This is a genomic window from Paenibacillus sp. O199, from assembly GCF_001636635.1.
Classification (GTDB): Bacteria; Bacillota; Bacilli; order Paenibacillales; family Paenibacillaceae; genus Paenibacillus; species Paenibacillus marchantiae.
In genome coordinates, this window is sequence record NZ_LGRP01000001.1 from 225,926 (window position 1) to 242,152 (window position 16,227).

18 protein-coding genes and 1 riboswitch are annotated in these 16,227 nt (G+C 44.8%); of the genes, 4 read left to right on the forward strand and 14 right to left on the reverse strand.

The annotated features are described in order from the left end of the window. Nucleotides 1–4 precede the first annotated feature (4 nt). On the reverse strand, nt 5–1,396 hold the full coding sequence (locus tag A6049_RS00960) for a hypothetical protein (RefSeq protein WP_063562800.1): 1,392 nt from the start codon (nt 1,394–1,396) through the stop codon (nt 5–7). Continuing rightward, nucleotides 1,383–1,658 (reverse strand): phosphopantetheine-binding protein, encoded by a 276-nt coding sequence (locus A6049_RS00965; protein ID WP_063562801.1) that lies wholly within the window; start codon nt 1,656–1,658, stop codon nt 1,383–1,385. Before A6049_RS00965 ends, A6049_RS00960 begins: the two co-directional genes overlap by 14 nt. 349 nt (nt 1,659–2,007) lie before the next feature. Between A6049_RS00965 and A6049_RS00970 the strand changes: the two genes are divergently transcribed. Then, nucleotides 2,008–2,886, forward strand: coding sequence for an aminoglycoside phosphotransferase family protein (locus tag A6049_RS00970; RefSeq protein ID WP_063562802.1), 879 nt, complete (start codon nt 2,008–2,010; stop codon nt 2,884–2,886). A 508-nt stretch (nt 2,887–3,394) separates the two neighbouring features. Here A6049_RS00970 and A6049_RS00975 read toward each other — a convergent pair. Both A6049_RS00975 and A6049_RS00980 read right to left on the reverse strand, forming a co-directional pair. Further along, nucleotides 3,395–4,288, reverse strand: coding sequence for an aldo/keto reductase (locus tag A6049_RS00975; protein ID WP_063562803.1), 894 nt, complete (start codon nt 4,286–4,288; stop codon nt 3,395–3,397). A 153-nt stretch (nt 4,289–4,441) separates the two neighbouring features. Next, nucleotides 4,442–4,930 carry a GNAT family N-acetyltransferase gene (locus tag A6049_RS00980; RefSeq protein ID WP_063562804.1) on the reverse strand — a complete coding sequence of 163 codons (489 nt, stop codon included), beginning with the start codon at nt 4,928–4,930 and terminating at the stop codon, nt 4,442–4,444. A 159-nt stretch (nt 4,931–5,089) separates the two neighbouring features. Between A6049_RS00980 and xerS the strand changes: the two genes are divergently transcribed. Next, entirely contained in the window at nt 5,090–6,196 is a 1,107-nt protein-coding gene (gene xerS, locus A6049_RS00985; RefSeq protein WP_063562805.1) for a tyrosine recombinase XerS, read from the forward strand. Nucleotides 6,197–6,390: 194 nt separating this feature from the next. Here xerS and mobB read toward each other — a convergent pair whose 3' ends face one another. After that, on the reverse strand, nt 6,391–6,942 hold the full coding sequence (gene mobB / locus A6049_RS00990; RefSeq protein WP_063562806.1) for a molybdopterin-guanine dinucleotide biosynthesis protein B: 552 nt from the start codon (nt 6,940–6,942) through the stop codon (nt 6,391–6,393). Nucleotides 6,943–6,949: 7 nt separating this feature from the next. After that, nucleotides 6,950–8,218, reverse strand: coding sequence for a molybdopterin molybdotransferase MoeA (locus A6049_RS00995; protein ID WP_063563193.1), 1,269 nt, complete (start codon nt 8,216–8,218; stop codon nt 6,950–6,952). Nucleotides 8,219–8,390: 172 nt separating this feature from the next. On the opposite strand from A6049_RS00995, the gene A6049_RS32415 reads away from it, so the two are divergent. Continuing rightward, nucleotides 8,391–8,681, forward strand: a complete 291-nt coding sequence (locus A6049_RS32415) for a restriction endonuclease (protein ID WP_076289148.1) — start codon at nt 8,391–8,393, stop codon at nt 8,679–8,681. Between the two features lie 113 nt (nt 8,682–8,794). On the opposite strand, the gene A6049_RS01000 is transcribed toward A6049_RS32415, so the two are convergent. The 5 genes from A6049_RS01000 to lpdD form a co-directional block, all read right to left on the reverse strand. Continuing rightward, nucleotides 8,795–9,541: a DUF4247 domain-containing protein gene (locus tag A6049_RS01000; protein WP_063562807.1), complete on the reverse strand. Its 747-nt coding sequence runs from the start codon at nt 9,539–9,541 to the stop codon at nt 8,795–8,797. Nucleotides 9,542–9,552: 11 nt separating this feature from the next. Next, nucleotides 9,553–10,059 carry a DUF4178 domain-containing protein gene (locus tag A6049_RS01005; protein WP_063562808.1) on the reverse strand — a complete coding sequence of 169 codons (507 nt, stop codon included), beginning with the start codon at nt 10,057–10,059 and terminating at the stop codon, nt 9,553–9,555. 23 nt (nt 10,060–10,082) lie between these two features. After that, nucleotides 10,083–10,484 carry a DUF350 domain-containing protein gene (locus A6049_RS01010; RefSeq protein ID WP_063562809.1) on the reverse strand — a complete coding sequence of 134 codons (402 nt, stop codon included), beginning with the start codon at nt 10,482–10,484 and terminating at the stop codon, nt 10,083–10,085. A 95-nt stretch (nt 10,485–10,579) separates the two neighbouring features. Continuing rightward, on the reverse strand, nt 10,580–11,251 hold the full coding sequence (locus A6049_RS01015) for a PspA/IM30 family protein (protein WP_024634017.1): 672 nt from the start codon (nt 11,249–11,251) through the stop codon (nt 10,580–10,582). Between the two features lie 129 nt (nt 11,252–11,380). After that, nucleotides 11,381–11,725 (reverse strand): prenylated flavin chaperone LpdD, encoded by a 345-nt coding sequence (lpdD, locus tag A6049_RS01020; protein ID WP_063562810.1) that lies wholly within the window; start codon nt 11,723–11,725, stop codon nt 11,381–11,383. A 149-nt stretch (nt 11,726–11,874) separates the two neighbouring features. Between lpdD and A6049_RS01025 the strand changes: the two genes are divergently transcribed. Beyond that, a complete protein-coding gene (locus A6049_RS01025; RefSeq protein WP_063562811.1) occupies nt 11,875–12,663 on the forward strand; it encodes a polysaccharide deacetylase family protein in 789 nt (262 codons plus the stop codon). Nucleotides 12,664–12,795: 132 nt separating this feature from the next. Here the strand turns inward: A6049_RS01025 and A6049_RS01030 are convergent, their stop codons facing one another. The 3 genes from A6049_RS01030 to A6049_RS01040 form a co-directional block, all read right to left on the reverse strand. After that, a complete protein-coding gene (locus tag A6049_RS01030) occupies nt 12,796–13,464 on the reverse strand; it encodes a 3D domain-containing protein (RefSeq protein WP_063562812.1) in 669 nt (222 codons plus the stop codon). 2 nt (nt 13,465–13,466) lie between these two features. Continuing rightward, nucleotides 13,467–13,663, reverse strand: a riboswitch (cyclic di-AMP (ydaO/yuaA leader). Nucleotides 13,664–13,948: 285 nt separating this feature from the next. Then, entirely contained in the window at nt 13,949–14,671 is a 723-nt protein-coding gene (locus A6049_RS01035; protein ID WP_063562813.1) for an amino acid ABC transporter ATP-binding protein, read from the reverse strand. Further along, a complete protein-coding gene (locus A6049_RS01040; RefSeq protein ID WP_083584624.1) occupies nt 14,658–16,121 on the reverse strand; it encodes an ABC transporter substrate-binding protein/permease in 1,464 nt (487 codons plus the stop codon). The genes A6049_RS01035 and A6049_RS01040 overlap by 14 nt, the downstream gene beginning before the upstream one ends. Nucleotides 16,122–16,227 lie beyond the last annotated feature (106 nt).

Consider the following 16,227-nt stretch of genomic DNA (forward strand, 5'->3'; position numbering starts at 1 on the left):
GAATTTAGTTGTACACTTTAATCGACAAGTCAGCGAGTACCTGCCTCAGACTTATGATCAGTTCATTACGATGTTCGTCATCACGGCCCACGACCGAGATATACAATCGTCCCTTCGGCATACCCCGATGGCTCTGGATTCCCTCGGATATACGCCGAGAGGTCAGAATATCATTCACCATTACGGTGTTAGATGAAATAGGCATAATTCCGTACTCACCCTTCCCTTTGAATAGAAGACCGGATACATGCAAAGCGTCCAGCAAACTTCCAAACGTAAAGCCTTCAGGTAGACCGAGAGACAGAAAGGTAAGCAGGCCGCTATGGCCGTACGTTTCCCAGCCTTTATCGAGATATGCATTAATGAGACCCATGGACTTGCGTGCGTTAATCTCGACAATGGGTACGATATCGCCGCCTTCCAAAATCATGGAGTCGAAACACACGAAGCCGTGGTATCCGTCCTCGAATAATATCCGAAGTGCCTTTTCCATCGTATCAAAATAACCTGCGTGCTCCAGCAGAAGGAGCAAAGCCTCATCTGCTCTAATAGACCCGCCGTAATTCTGCTGCTGATTCAGCATACGCTGAACCGAAAGGAAATCCCTCTCACCGCTCTTATGAATGAACCAATGTGAGCTGAAATCGATCTCTTTTCTCAGCAGTGGTTCCAACAGGAATTGCGAGCGCAATCCTCTTCTCTCCTGCTTATCTAGATGCTCTGCTATCCTTCGCTGCATGGCTTCATTTTCAATGAGCATATTGCCCTTGCCGGAAACACCGAATGGATCTTTCAGCAAATACGCCCCTCGCTTCAGTAACGTATTTCCGACAGCCTGCACTTCTACTACATTGTTCACTTCCGTGCCATAACACTTCTCTCCGATCCTGGTCAGGAGTCGGTTGGAGTAAAATTTGGAATTTACATACTTAACCGTCTCAAGGTCGGGCAAAGACCCCAACGACCCTTCGGCACGCAGGTACTCCTCCGTATCAGCCGTAATGGCATAAGGAGAGAGCTGTTTTACGTTTTGGGTCAACATCGCTTCACGCTGTTGATCGTCTGAAGCAAGACTGAACATGCACTGCTTAAAAACGTCCGGTTCGGGTAAGGAACTCTGTTCATCGTTCAAATCAAAGTGGTAACGGCTATGAAAGGAAAAACCTAACCCGTTCAGATACTCGTACAGCTTTGGATCAATTTTGCAGCGGGTGTAGAGGATATCGTCAGGCCCACAAAATGGAAATAACAGCTCGTCCATACACAGGACAATGGATTCCCTGTCCTTATCAGGCATAGCAGGTAGCTTGGATAAGTCCGGATCCCTCCATCGCGTTTCGGGATCAAACGTCCCCATAACGATCGTTGGAATTACCCCGGCCTCACTTCTGGACATCTTCGTACAATGATTGCTCTTGAGACTGGCAGCTTTTCAGAAAGGTTATAAATGTGTCGATCGATTGGAGATGCTCGTAATCGAATTCGTCATAGTCAATGATTACGTTTAACTGATCCTCGACTTTGAGCATAAACTGGATCATTTGCAGAGAATCGAGACCAATATCGTTATTCAGTTCCGTTGCTGGGGATAGGGATTGGCGTAGTTCCGGTTGGTCTTCTTTGATAACGCACAAAATATCTACAATTTTATCGTACATGACTACACTCCTTTAAAGTGATAATTGTGTGAGGTACAACCGAAATTATTACGCTTACATATGCATTCAAATCAAACCTAAATTCGGTTTTGATTTCTCCTCCCTCTTCCAAAGTTACAATTATTATCTTTATAATGACATTTTATGTCAAGGGATAAAAACCTATGATATTCTACTCATAACAGGGCTTCTACCAACTAAAAAATCGCTAAATATAAGGGTTTTTCCGGGTCTGCCCTCCTCATTTCGTTTTAGACGATTTTCTCCCTTTGATAAGATCAAGACAAATTGTTAAAATTTATGTACTAACGTTAGAACCCATCCATTTAATAGAAAATGAGGCGAGAACATGATTGAAATTACGATTGAACTGGTTCGTCAATTAGTCGATAGTCAATTTCCGAAATGGAGAGGCTTAACGATAACACCCGTAGAAAAAAGCGGACACGATAACTGCACCTATCGATTGGGAGACGAAATGACAATTCGTTTACCCAGTCATGAACGTTACGCCTCTGCTGTAGAAAAAGAACTGACGTGGCTTCCAGTTTTCAAGCCTCTTCTGTCCTTGCCCATTCCAGCTCCCATTGCAAAAGGTGAACCTTCGGACGACTATCCCCTTCCCTGGTCGATCAACCAATGGATCGCAGGCGAGACCGTCACGCATACCAACGTAATCGACCTAAGCGTTTTTGCAGAAGACCTCGCTAAATTTCTGAGAGAACTCGAAGCCATTGATGCTAGTTACGGCATACCCGCAGGCATTCAAAATTTTCATCGCGGCGGGAACTTAGCGGTTTACGATACAGATACAAGGACTGTCATTGGAAAGGTATCCGGCGAATACGATCCAAAGCTTATGACTGAAATATGGGAGCTTGCCCTGGCAACAAAATATCAAGCGGCACCGTTATGGCTCCATGGTGATGTTGCGGTAGGTAATCTGCTCGTGCAAGATGGACGACTATGCGGAGTCATTGATTTTGGAACTATGGGCGCGGGCGATCCATCTAGTGATCTTGTGATGGCATGGAACTTTTTTGATGATATAAGTCGTGATATATTCTTAAGCTCCATGAATGTTGACCAAGATACGGTTAATCGTGCCCGTGGCTGGGCTTTGTGGAAAGCACTCATCTCCTACCATTGGAATGAACCAGGCTCGGAAGCCTCGAATTGGGGAAAGCATGTCATAGATGTCATTATTCGTGACTATAAATCGCTCTAAGCATATGAGCCAACCAAAACCCTATGCAGGGCGCACAGCCCCGCGTAGGGATTTCTTTCTGCTTATCGTAGATTTGTTTTGCATTTTATTTTAGCCATGCCATTTATCCTCGAAATCATCTGGCAATATTAATGCAAATCAGTGTTGACATGAAGCCGAGGGTAAGGAAGTTCGTTATAACGAGCTGGTGAGATGGTGTAATGGAGATGCAGGTATGTACAGGGGAGCGTAAATTGATTTTTCTATTGTGAATTTTTCATATGTTGAAATAATAATATACTGTGCGAAGATAAGGTGCCGTGAGTTAACATTTGAAGCTACACGTTTAAATTCCCCCTTAATTCTTGGATGGAAATATGGCGGAAGCACCCCCTCCCTATGGAGATAGCCAGTTCGCTTTTATTGTTGTGAATTTTTCATATAATGAAAATATAAGGTTGTTGCGAATAAAAAAAGCCGCCTTTGAGGCGACTTTAGGATAATCACGCTATTTTTATAGCTGAAAGAATCAAGTTCGTCCAGTCCAGTCAGTTCCCGCTATTTCTTTCCAACGTTCTCTAATCTCGTCATATAACTCCTTACTCAGAGCTCCCTTGGCGACAAGATCGGCATTTTGCTGCCAACGGTTAGGTTTTGCTGTACCCACAATCGCCGTGTCTACCCCTTCTGTACTGAGCGTAAAACGTAATGCGGTTTCAACGGTTGCTTGTGCATCTTCGCCCAGAAAACCATACCCAAGTTCGCTCAAGCGTTTCCAATATACAAAGGCATATGCTTCTTCCGGAAGCGAGTCATACGTCCATGCCGCATTGGCAATGGGGCGTTTGGCAATAACACCCATATTTCTCTTTCTCGCTTCAGGCAACGTCAGATCGATGGCTTCCTGATCGGCTATGTTCAGCGAGGTTTCCAAGCTGTCGAACACGCCTGTCTGAATCGCATAAAGAGCATCCGTCGTATCGCCGCTATATCCAATAAATCTTGTTTTCCCAGCTTCCTTGGCTCGTTGCAGCACTTCTATGACTGCTCCTTGCCGAAGTACTTCTTCAGAGCAACTATGAAGGTGAATTACATCAACGTATTCCGTTTTTAGTCTTCTAAGGCTACGGTCAATCGTTTGCTCTAATACTTTGGCGTCCCAATCTGGGCCATCTACCCCAGCGGCATGTCCACATTTGGTAAACAAATAATAATCGTCTCTGCGATGTGACAGCACATCTCCAATTAACTCTTCACTATCCCCATAACATTCAGCCGTGTCAATGACGTTTAACCCTGCATCCAACGCACTGTTTAGCAATGTTTCTACATCTGCTTTGGATACGTTCTTGCCGATCTCCGCCCCACCAAACCCAAGTGTACTTACTTTCATGCCAGTGTTTCCGTAATTACGCAGTTCCATGGATCATTTCCTCCAAGCTTCGTGAATTTGGTTACAGATAATGAAAGTACATATAGTACAAATTAGTCTTCGGTATGTATTACCCTTATGTTGGGTATTACACCCACTTGTTCATCTTACTTTATTTCCTCCAACAGGGATACATCCGTTGAATCAGGTTACGAAGAACTGACTCGGGTTCCCCAGTTCAGGATGAAATTTCTCACGAAAGCGGCCTCCCGTGTATTCCCCTATGATTTTCCGCCAGAATGCTTGAGCAATGACATTGTTGCGAACCTGGGTTACTTTCCACCTTCCCGGAAAACGTTCAAACAGCTCATAAGCTGCCCGGGTACCCACTCCACTACGCCGGTATTTCTGCATTACAAAAAACTCGGTCAAATAATAGTCATTATCTTTGCTGCCTGGTTCGCAACGTTCTATTAATGCAAACCCGGCGGGTGCCTCATCACTCGTAATCAAAAAAGGAAACTTACGGTCTTCCTCTGACCAAAAAGCGTCCAATCCGGGATACTCCGGGAAAACACCGTTACCATCCACATCAATATTCAGATATTTTGTAAAATCATATAGATAAAATTGCATTAAGTGCCGAATCACCTGACTGCGTTCCCGGGGAACCAGCTCTATTTTTATATTCATCCGGTTCACCTCCTCTGCTCTACTTATAACTCATACTTTAAAGCTTTACACCGCCAAGGGCAAGGAAGCATGAATCTGCTTATTCCGGTTCGGAGAACAGACTGTGACGATTTAAATATGGTAAAATAGGATATAGCATATTTTAGAAATTATTTTATCATGGGGGTGCCGAACTTGACCAATGTGCAAAAAGAGATTGACCGACGCAAGCTGGATGACAAACTGCCTTCCATGCCTTGGTTCGTTCAGCAATTCATTGACTATAAATTACCCGACTTATCTCCTTCTACTTTGCTTGAATATTTAAGAGATTATGAAGCCTTCTTTGGCTGGTTACGCGCAGAAGGATTATCCGAGGCAAGCTCTAATAAGGAAGTTACATTGCTTGAACTGGAAGTCCTTCGAATGGAATCAGTGACATCATATCGATTATTTTTGGCCACCAAGCGTGAAGGAGCCAACTCCAGAATCACGGTTTCCCGTAAACTTTCTTCTCTGCGTTCGCTCTTTCATTATTTAAGTCAGATTGCAGAAGACGAAGATTTCTACCCCCTGCTGAAACGAAATATTATGGCGAAAATTGAGATCAAACGTACCCATAAACCCAAAGATACAGCAGCCAAACTAAAGGGTAAACTTCTGGAAGAAGAAGAGTTACTGGAGTTTATCGGATACATCCTTGAAGGATATGCCGTGGATATGGAAAAGAACAAACAGGCGATTTACTCACACGAGCTAAACAAAGAACGGGATGCCTGTATCGCCAGCCTCATTCTGAATTCGGGTTTACGTGTATCTGAAGTGGTGAACCTGAACGTGGATGATCTGGATCTCAACAATAAGCTGCTGTATGTATATCGCAAAGGTAATAATGATGAGACGTTTAAGACGCCCGTGTATTTTAGAGAACAAGCCAAGGATGAACTCGCGACCTATATCAATCTGCGTCAGTCACGTTACCGCACACCCAAACGGGAAAAAGGCTTGTTTATTGCTCTTCGCAATGGAGATTCCGAAGGAAGTCGGATGACCAAACGAGCCATACAGGCCATGATAATGAAGTACGCCAAACAATTTGGCAAACCGTATCTGACTGTGCATAAATTGCGGCATTCTTTTGCGACCGACTATTATTTGCAAAATGATATCTATAAAACGAAGGAACAGCTTGGACATGCTTCTACGGAAACAACCGAAATTTACGCGCACCTCACGGATAAAACGATGTCTGAAGCAATTGAACGTCGTACAGACGATGGGATGTAGCCTATTTATACACCTCAGCAAGCCGATTCGTTAGATTCGTTAGATTCTTTACAAGGTAACTAAAAAAAAAGCGATTCTTTCAGGAAATGTCCTGCAAGGATCGCTTCTTCATATTTATGGCTTCGCAAAATTAATGAAAACACACTTTTTTTCCTTACATTTCATATCATTCAGTTTACATAATAATTATTTCGTCATAATTTTCTTTTCTCTTCATGACATTCACGCGAAACCAGCCATCTTGCTATATCCTCTGCCTCATGAACAGAATGCCAAACGAGGCCCTCACTATCCTCCATACATTCTCTCTTGTCATGCTCCAGATCCAGCCATGAAACGATCCCGATTACATCCTGTAACGTCTCTAATAGAGAGAGGTCTTTCTCTTCACGGACCATGACTAATTTGGGATATGGCGCTTGTTTGTATCCCTCAATGAGAATCCAGTCGTACGGTGACAGATATTTTATCATGTCTTCCAACGGAATCGCTTGTCTTTCAATGAGTGCAGTACGTTTATCCGACATGACAACGACTGCATCGGCCCCTGCTTGAGCAAAGCTGTAGGAATCGGTTCCTTCGTGATCCATCTCAAAATGATCATGTCCATCATGTTTTATTACAGCCACTCTTCGTCCAGCAGAGGTAAGGTACCTCGTAAGCGCAGCAATTAAGGTGCTTTTGCCTGTGTTCTTATATCCAACAATCTGCATGATATGGGGTGAAGTGCTGCTTATTACAGACATGTATGACCTACCTGACATGACCCGTGGGAAGTCTGAGAATTCGAACCTGTTCACCAGCAGGAATGCCTTTTTTCTCGGGTGGAACAACGATCAGGCAATCGCTATCTTTAATGGTGATCATAACACTGGATTCATCCACACGTGCGGCAGAAGGCTTAGCATACACCATTCCGTTACGTATCTCTGTCCGTCCGCGTACAAAGCGCGTGAAATTGTTGACCTTTGTATAGTCATCATCCAATATGGCCGTCCATTCCTCCAAATATGGATGAGCATCAGCCTGCATCTTACGAATCGTTGGACGAACAAACAACTCAAAACCGACAAAACAAGCCCCCGGATTGCCCGAAAGTGCAAATAGCAGCTTGTCATTAACCACAGCAGCTGTCGTAACACTGCCGGGACGCATGGTCACTTTGTTAAACAGCATCTCCATATTCCCTTCCCGAACAAGGTCACCCATAATATCATAATCTCCTACGGATACCCCACCTGTTGTGACCACCATATCATTATGTTCAAGCGCTTCTGCAAGCTTCGTACGTGCCGTATCCACATCATCAGCAATCGAACCATACATAACCGGCTCGCCCCCCGCTTCAACGACCAGAGAACGAAGCATATAGCTGTTACTGTTCCGAATACGCCCGGGTTGCAGCGGCTCGTCTACTTCCAACAGTTCTGTACCTGTTGCAAAAATGGCTACTTTGGGGCGTTTGTATACAGGCACTTGACCTACGCCGAATGTCGCTAGCACGGATTGTTCACCTGCCCGAATAATCGTTCCTGCTTCCAGCAGCAATTGGCCCTCATGAACTTCCAATCCAATTGGCGTAATGTTGGCCTCCGGCTGAATATGGCGCTTCAGAGCAATCCATTGTTCCCCATGCTCTTCTTTACTTTCAGTCATCTCCATCATAACAACTGCATCTGCACCTTCCGGCACCTGAGCTCCTGTCATGATTCGAGCAGCTGTACCAGATGTAATTGTAAGATCCGATGTATACCCGCAAGGAATTTCATCAATGATACGGAGCCAAATCTGCTGTTCGCTGGATGCTTCAATCGTATCCGAACTTAGAATCGCGAACCCATCCATTCCAGAACGACGAAAGAATGGGTAAGGATGGGGAGCATGAATCGTCTCAGCAAGCGTTCGACCATGTGCTTGCTCAAGTGTTACTTTTTCTATTGAACCCGAACTGACATGAGCAGCAACTTTCGCCTGCGCATCCGGTACTTGTATAGCTTTACGGATAAATTTCGCAGTCGTCATATCCGTTGAATGTGAATTTATTTTCAATGGTGATAGAACCTCCCTGAGTCATTTGTTCATATTAAAAAGTGTAGCCCGAAAGCCAGGTCATGACAAGTACTCTCCTACACCCCATTCACATGAAAGACGAATACACAGACCATAATATGTAAGAGAAAAGGAGCTGACCTTGATGAACCAACGATGCGAATTATGTGGAAGGGAGCCTGTCGAGACAACAGTCCACCACCTGACACCGAAAGAAATGGGCGGAACGCACATGCCTACTGCCGATCTGTGTATCCCTTGCCACAAACAAATTCATTCTCTGTATACCAATCGCGATATTATTACCTTAGGTTTAACTGAAATACAGGCACTAAGGAAAGATGAGCGCATCGCGCCTTATATCCGCTGGATTCGCAAACAACCTGCCACAACCATTCCTCGTGTTCGAAAGTCCCATCATGTCCGCAAATCGTAAAACAAAAAGAACAGCGTCCAAGGTCACTTTCAGTGGCATAGCTCGCTCCACCTTACCTTTTCACTGTTCTTCTGCGAATGATTTAATATTGCGGGCCCATGTCATGATTAATGCTACCTACGCCTCATGATTCGGCCGCCGCCAACCCTTGTTTTGGGCTTTTTATAGGAGCTCTTCGGTGAATCAAACAATCCTCCAAGGCCACCACTGCTTTTATTACGATCAATTGTGCCTTTGCTTTGTTCCTTATTTCGGCTGAATAATCCTCCACCGGAGCCTACACTTGAATCCTTATCGCTGCCACGGCGGGTAATCGACCCCTTTCGGTCAACGGTAATCGGTGGAGCAACCTTTTTATCTTTACTCGTCGGTGTCCGATAAGAACCTTCACTTGGTTTGTACGTGTCCTTGTTCGTATAACCACGATACGTACCGGACCCTCTACCCCCAAACGAATCAAACAAATTACCAATTAATGTTGCGGTTAAGTAACCTTGCAAAAATGACGAATCATAATTCTTCCGAACATATTCCTTGGAATCCACCTCAACCAAGGTGTCTTCCGCTTTATTCGGGTCTTGCTGCAAATGATAATACTGGTCCTGATACACCAGGAACATCCGCTCTGTATTTTCCGCCGAGATCTGATCCGGCTTCCGTTGTTCAGATATTTCCTGAGCAACCTCTGGAACGGTACGATCGGCAGCTCGGTACACATAGGATGTCGTGTTACCACTGCCGCTGACCGATTCAAGCGGATATGTGTCCTGAACGGAAGGTGCTCCGCACGCGGACAGCAGCGACATCACAAGGCTGAGGACCAGCATTAATTTTAATCCATGTGCCAAGCGCTTTTTCATTGGAACCTCTCCTAGCTCGAACGAATCACTTTGATATCCGCAGGAAGAATGGACTCACCCTCATACAACGTAAATCTTCTGTCTTGCCACTCCACACGCAAAAGCATGTTATCATCAGACTGATATTGCCATACTAATTGTTCCCCAGCCTGACCATAGGGTGTCCTGCCTGCAGTGGTTACCATTCCTCCGTATTCTTCCTCCAGATGATACGCACGTCCATCCAGATCCAGCAACGTAGGCACCTCGTCTGGTGCATCAAGACGGCCATCAATGGGTGTATAGAGGGCATACCGGGTCATTTCCCGTTCTTCAATATGCAAATGTCGGATTGCCGTACCATCCTGCAACGTGAGGACAGCCGCATTCCGCGCTCGATGATGTACCCGTCCAACCACTTCATAGGTGACCAGCGAAACCTCACAGATATCACCAGGTGCCAGCTGAAGCATTGTTTTCTCTGCCTTAGGCGGTTCAGGTTTGGCTATTATTCCTTTAATCCGTTTCCACACACTCATACCCATTACTCCTGTTCTTTATCTTATAAACAAGCTGCAATAATTAATGCGCCCACGATATGTAGTGCACCTGAGAACAAACCATAACCTGTCTTGCCCTGCTGTATTCCCGTATCCAGATCCAGGTTGGCCCATCTCCGAATCATAAAGTGAACCACACTCTCCAGAATTAGCAAAATGATAAATGAAACAACGGATACCAGCAACGCTTCTCCAAGATGACCCGCTGTCGAAATGGAGGTGGCGAGTACATATCCCTGAGCAAACAGCTTCATAACCATACGTGTTGTAACGGCCATATTGCCTGCCTTCACTTCGGCAAAATCCTTATACTTCGTGAACAAAGAATCCACATACATTAAGACAAACAGCAAAACCGAACCCGATAACGTCCAGACCAGCATTGCCAAAATGTTCAAATCCATTTACATAGCCCCCACATCTCAACATGAACCGCAATTAAAAGCGAAGGAGAAACGCTGGTCTCTCCTCCGCTGGTGCCCCTGCTTGCTTACAAGGTTTAGTTCTTATTTTCGTATTGCTTCATCAATGCTGCCAGTTCATCCTCAACAGCCTGATCCTTGCCCAGCTTCTCAAACTCATCATCCAGCGATTTTCCTTTGGACGACATCTCATTGCTGGCTTCAGCCTGAGCTTCCATCTGCATCATTTTTTCTTCCATACGCTTCATGCCGGCACTTGCAGTATCGGAGCCAAATCCGTTCAGCGCCTTGTTGATTTCGGTTTGAGCTTTTGCAGCGTTGTAGCGCGCAACCAATGTTTCACGTTTATTTTTCATTTGGGTCAACTGTTTGCGCATTTCGTCCAGCTTGCCACGAAGGTTATCGGCAGAAGCCTTGTTTTGATCATAGCTTGTTTTGTATTCAGCCATCTTCTCTTCAGCCACTTTTTTCTCTTCCAGTGCCCGACGAGCCAAATCCATATTCTGTGCACGCGCTGCTGTATGTGCTTGCTCCTCACGTTTCTTCACGAGAGCTTCCTGTTCTTCGAACAGCTGCTTGAATTTCTTCTCAATGGCAATCTGTGCAGCAACAGCTTTCTCCGCGTCCTCCAGATCTTCTTGCATATCTCGGATATATTGATCCGTCATCTTGATCGGATCTTCTGCCTTGTCAATAATAGAGTTAATGTTAGACATCGTTAAATCGCGCAATCGTTTGAAAATGGACATTATGGTATTCCTCCTAGTCGATAGTTCATCCTTGTATATAAACATACATACGTGGCAATGTTCTACTCGTTTCAATTTTAACAAAAAAAATCATAAAAAACGATTTTAGCCTACTTAGCGTACATCGAACTATTGAATCAGTTGACTAGTTTGGCACAGCTCTTCATCAAGCAGCTTCTCTGCAGTCTGCACAATCTCATCAATCTGCATGCGCGTAATTGCATCAAAGTGAATCCCCATAATCACGGTCACGGTTACTTTTAAATGTAGGGCAGCCTTAAATGCGAGCCTTTCACACAGCTCTTGCTCTTTATGCCCCGGAATATGCATCGTAGCCCCGCTTACCTTCTCACGGTCCGGATAAAATGTCGCTACTGCTCCAATATGTGATCTGCCTCCAGTTACCATAAACACCTTGTCTTCCCCTGCCTCAATCACCTGTAAACGAACGGAATTTAAGTCGTATGTACTCATCCTGCTCCACCTGTCCTTTTCTATTTATATATGGTGGAATTATGGCTCCAATTTAATAAATCAGCAATGAAACATCTCACATTATGCATAAATACGGATGGCCCCGGGCATACCAAAGAGAACGCAATTTGGGAAAAGGAGGCACTAACATGCGTATACGCCTCATAATGTTATCCATCATGGTCATTCTTCTGGGAGGAAGTTACGCTCCTGCTCAGTTATGGGCTTCTTCAAGCCCGCAAACCGAACCTGCTTCGAAGTCTGATTCTTCCCAAGAAGAACAGTTGACTCTGGGACAGCTCAGACAGAAATATGCGGATACGTTCAAAACCAATGGCCCCTCGACAAAAAAGGTCGCACTGACTTTTGATGACGTACCTGATCCACGGTTCACCCCGCAGGTGTTGGATATTCTAAAAAAATACAAGGTGCGGGCTACGTTTTTCATTGTGGGACATCGCGCTGAGAAACATCCGGATCTAGTGAAACGCATGGTAAAGGAAGGGCATATTGTTGGCAATCACAGCTACAATCACCCGGAGTTCAGTAAGCTGTCCATGAATGCATTTCGCAAACAAATCTTACATACCGGGGATATTATTCGGAATCTGGCGGGGTACACGCCCAAAATGATTCGTCCACCTTATGGCGACATTAATGAGCAACAGCTGCAATGGGCAGCCAAACAACATTACAGCATTGTGAACTGGAATGTCGATTCCCTGGACTGGAAGGGCCTCTCCAAAGAGGAAGTCAAACAAAACATCCTGTCGGCCGTTAAACCAGGTTCCATTGTTCTGCAACATGCAGGAGGCGGTGTCGGATCGAAGCTGAGTGGTACCATCGAGGCGTTGCCTGAAGTTATCGAGGAATTGCGAAACCGCGGGTACGAGCTGGTGACTTTGGACGAAATGCTGGAACTGCCAAAGGGTAAATAGGTCAAGATCCCTGAAGTTGGATATTCAAAAGGGTGTTCTTCCATCACATTATTGTGATGGAAGAACACCCTTTATTGTTTAATTTAGATTTAGTTGGAGTCACATATGATGATGTGCAGCTACGCTTTGATTTTATTTCAAAATGTAAAGTTCAACATCCTGAATACCAAATGTGCTCACGGATTGCTTGCTGCCAGGAATAAAGATATCGATCTTGTGACCTTTAATGGCACTACCCACATCACGAGCCGTTGCTACAAATGCCTGTTTTGGCAGTCCTGGATGTGTATGACCTGTCACCAGTACCTTTGTACCCAATGGAATGATACTTGGGTCTACTGCAATGGTACCCAATTCAAGCGGATTACCGAAGTAATCCACGGCACCCCATCCTCCATTTTCGGAAGCGTCTGCGGAGTATGCTGTTGCTTTGACGTCGACAGCTTTGCTGTAATCAAACGTTTTACCCCAGGCTTGTACAACTTTACTATCTGCATTAACGTCAAGGCTTGCGGCAGTTACCGTTTTGGCCTCCGTTTTAGCTGCTGCAGCAGAAGCTGTGTTCGTTGTTTTACCAGGGATCGTAATTTTCAAACCACCATAAATGTTGTAAGCTGAAATGTCATTGTTAGCTTTAATAAGAGCGTTAAGTCCAACTCCATATTGTTTGGATAAGGTGTAGAAGGTATCCCCCTCTTTGGCCACATGAACTGAATCAGCATGAGCCGGAACGGCCTGAATGAGCATTGCTGCTGTCAGCAAAGCTGTTGCTGTTTTGGCTATACGTTTCTTGTTAATCATGGTCTTCCTCCCTCATTATGCCTGCGAAGTTAGTTGTCGGATTCGGATGGAGGAAACCACCCTATAGGTTCAATTACATTAATAATTTATGTAGCCCTAATTCACCCCAAGCCGTGTGCAAATGATTCTTCCCCAAGCACACTCTGCATCGTTACATCCCCCACACTCCCAACTCCGGAAGTTTCGGCAGGAACAAATATATCACAACTTTGTAACCAAGAGTCGTAGTAAATGTTACCATCTGGCTAATTCACTTCAATATTTTTGCTGAATTCAAGCGACTTTTTCAAAAAAATGTCTATTTGAGCTTATATCGTTGATGACAGAAACGTTACTTTTTATGTAAATCCGTGCGTATTCACACGCAACAAAACAATCCCTGCCGACAGGTCGCCGACAGGGATCTATGAGGGAATAAGAATTCTCATCCACAGTATATATTTTGCATTTTCATCCAATTCATCCTAATGATGACTTGGATGTATTAGAGCACTTTAGCAAGGAAGTCACGTGTACGTGCATGCTTAGGCTCACCAAACACTTCAGCAGGTGTTCCTTCTTCTACAATAACCCCACCATCCATAAACAGGATGCGGTCCCCTACTTCGCGTGCGAAGCCCATCTCATGCGTTACAATAACCATGGTCATGCCGCCCTCTGCAAGCCGCTTCATGACATCCAGTACTTCACCGACCATTTCAGGGTCCAGTGCTGAAGTAGGCTCGTCAAACAGCATGACATGCGGCTGCATCGCAAGCGCTCTTGCAATAGCTATCCGTTGTTTCTGTCCTCCGGACAGCTGATTAGGATAAGTGTCTTTTTTGTCAGACAGGCCAACCGTCTTCAGCAAATCTGCGCAGATTTGTTCCGCTTCCTGTGCAGATTGTTTTTTCACTTTAATGGGAGCAATCGTAATGTTCTGCTGCACCGTTTTGTGCGGGAACAGATTGAAATGCTGGAATACCATCCCCATTTTTTCACGAGTTGCATTAATGTTGTGTTTAGGGTCAGTGATCGAAACTCCTTCAAAATTAATTTCGCCGGAAGTTGGCTGCTCCAGCAGGTTTAGGCAGCGCAAAAAGGTACTTTTTCCCGATCCGGACGGACCGATGACCACGACAACCTCGCCTTTGCCAATTGTTACGTTAATGCCCTTGAGCACATCGTTATTTCCATATGATTTGTGTAATTGTCTAACGTCTATCACTTGCACTCAACTTCCTTTCCAGTCGACCCAGCAGCTTGGACAAAATGAACGTCAGCACAAAGTAAATGGCCGCTGCAATCAGGAATGGATTCATTCCTTGGTACGTAATGTTTTTGACTACACTTGCCTGGTACATAATGTCCACCATACCAATAACCGAGATGATGGAGGATTCCTTGATAATGGTCACGAATTCATTACCGATCGCCGGCAACACCGCTTTGAACGCTTGTGGAAGCACAATGAAGCGCATTGCCGCACCTCTACCCATTCCCAGGGAACGAGCTGCTTCCAACTGGCCTCGATCCACACCCTGTATACCAGCGCGGAAAATCTCGGCAAGATAGGCACCACTATTAATGGATAGTGTGATAATCCCCGCCTGAAGCGGCGTGAAATTAATCCCCAACGTTAGAGCAAGACCGTAATAGATAATCATCAACTGAACCAGCATTGGTGTACCACGAATAACTTCAACGTAAGCTGTTCCGATCCAACGCAGAATTGAAACGTCATGCAGACGTAACAGACAGATGATCAAACCGATAATTACCCCGAATATTACACCGAGTGCAGACAGTAAAAGGGTGTAACCTACGCCTGTTGCATAAAAGCTTTTGTATTCCCAGAACACTTGAAAAATGTTTTGATCTTTTTTCACCTTGTCTGCCATCAACTGGCTTGCCTCGGTAACCAACTGATCGATTTTATTTTCGCTTTTCAGACGTTCGAGCGTTCCGTTCACTGCATTCAGCAATTCCGTATTGCCCTTACGAATCCCGATTGCCGCTTCGGCCTGCTCCTCATCCGGAATAGCCGGTGCTAATCCAATCACATCATCCAGATAACCGGCAGCCACCGTATCTTCAACGATCGCAGCATTTACACGATTGGTCTGCAATTGCAGCACGATATCAGATATTTTATCAAGTGCTGTCAGTTTTGCGCCTGGGATTCCCTGGCCAATCGTTTCCTGAATGGAGCCTTTTTGAACTCCAATCTTTTCATTTTCCAACTCCGCCATGGTTGGATATTTATCTTTATCCGCATTGCGAATCATAATGACTTGCTTTGATTTATAATAGGTATCGGAGAAGTCAATGCTTTGTCTACGATCATCTGTTGGCGTCATTCCCGAGATGACCATATCCACACGACCACTCTGCAACGCAGGAAGAAGTCCGTCAAAACCCATATCCTCTATTACAAGTTCTGCGCCAAGATCGGCAGCAATTTCTTTAGCAATCGAAATATCAAATCCGACAATTTGGTCTTTACCATCAATCACTTTATGGAATTCATATGGTGCAAAATCGGCACTTGTACCGAGCACCAGCTTTTTACTGCCTGAATTGCTTGTAGTTCCCGTTGCCAACGCAACAGGTGCAACCGTAGTAAGCAAGACCACAAGAGCTAGCAGCATCATGGTGTAACGACTAATCAATTTCAACCCTGTTCTCCCCTTATAATACTTTGTATGCTTTCTGTTGTTGATGCCTGAGTCATTATAAAGTAGAATGCATGATTATGCAATGAATTTCGACATTACAAATCCT

Bases quoted from the DNA above. Each gene is read 5' to 3' on its own strand.
- A6049_RS00970 (WP_063562802.1), top strand. From the start codon at position 2,008: ATGATTGAAATTACGATTGAACTGGTTCGTCAATTAGTCGATAGTCAA.
- A6049_RS00980 (WP_063562804.1), bottom strand. From the start codon at position 4,930: ATGAATATAAAAATAGAGCTGGTTCCCCGGGAACGCAGTCAGGTGATT.
- lpdD (WP_063562810.1), bottom strand. From the start codon at position 11,725: ATGAGTACATACGACTTAAATTCCGTTCGTTTACAGGTGATTGAGGCA.
- A6049_RS01015 (WP_024634017.1), bottom strand. From the start codon at position 11,251: ATGTCCATTTTCAAACGATTGCGCGATTTAACGATGTCTAACATTAAC.
- A6049_RS00995 (WP_063563193.1), bottom strand. From the start codon at position 8,218: ATGACGACTGCGAAATTTATCCGTAAAGCTATACAAGTACCGGATGCG.
- xerS (WP_063562805.1), top strand. From the start codon at position 5,090: ATGGGGGTGCCGAACTTGACCAATGTGCAAAAAGAGATTGACCGACGC.
- A6049_RS01000 (WP_063562807.1), bottom strand. From the start codon at position 9,541: ATGAAAAAGCGCTTGGCACATGGATTAAAATTAATGCTGGTCCTCAGC.
- A6049_RS00965 (WP_063562801.1), bottom strand. From the start codon at position 1,658: ATGTACGATAAAATTGTAGATATTTTGTGCGTTATCAAAGAAGACCAA.
- A6049_RS01030 (WP_063562812.1), bottom strand. From the start codon at position 13,464: ATGATTAACAAGAAACGTATAGCCAAAACAGCAACAGCTTTGCTGACA.
- A6049_RS01025 (WP_063562811.1), top strand. From the start codon at position 11,875: ATGCGTATACGCCTCATAATGTTATCCATCATGGTCATTCTTCTGGGA.
- A6049_RS32415 (WP_076289148.1), top strand. From the start codon at position 8,391: ATGAACCAACGATGCGAATTATGTGGAAGGGAGCCTGTCGAGACAACA.
- A6049_RS00975 (WP_063562803.1), bottom strand. From the start codon at position 4,288: ATGGAACTGCGTAATTACGGAAACACTGGCATGAAAGTAAGTACACTT.
- A6049_RS01010 (WP_063562809.1), bottom strand. From the start codon at position 10,484: ATGGATTTGAACATTTTGGCAATGCTGGTCTGGACGTTATCGGGTTCG.
- A6049_RS00960 (WP_063562800.1), bottom strand. From the start codon at position 1,396: ATGTCCAGAAGTGAGGCCGGGGTAATTCCAACGATCGTTATGGGGACG.
- A6049_RS01005 (WP_063562808.1), bottom strand. From the start codon at position 10,059: ATGAGTGTGTGGAAACGGATTAAAGGAATAATAGCCAAACCTGAACCG.
- mobB (WP_063562806.1), bottom strand. From the start codon at position 6,942: ATGTCTGTAATAAGCAGCACTTCACCCCATATCATGCAGATTGTTGGA.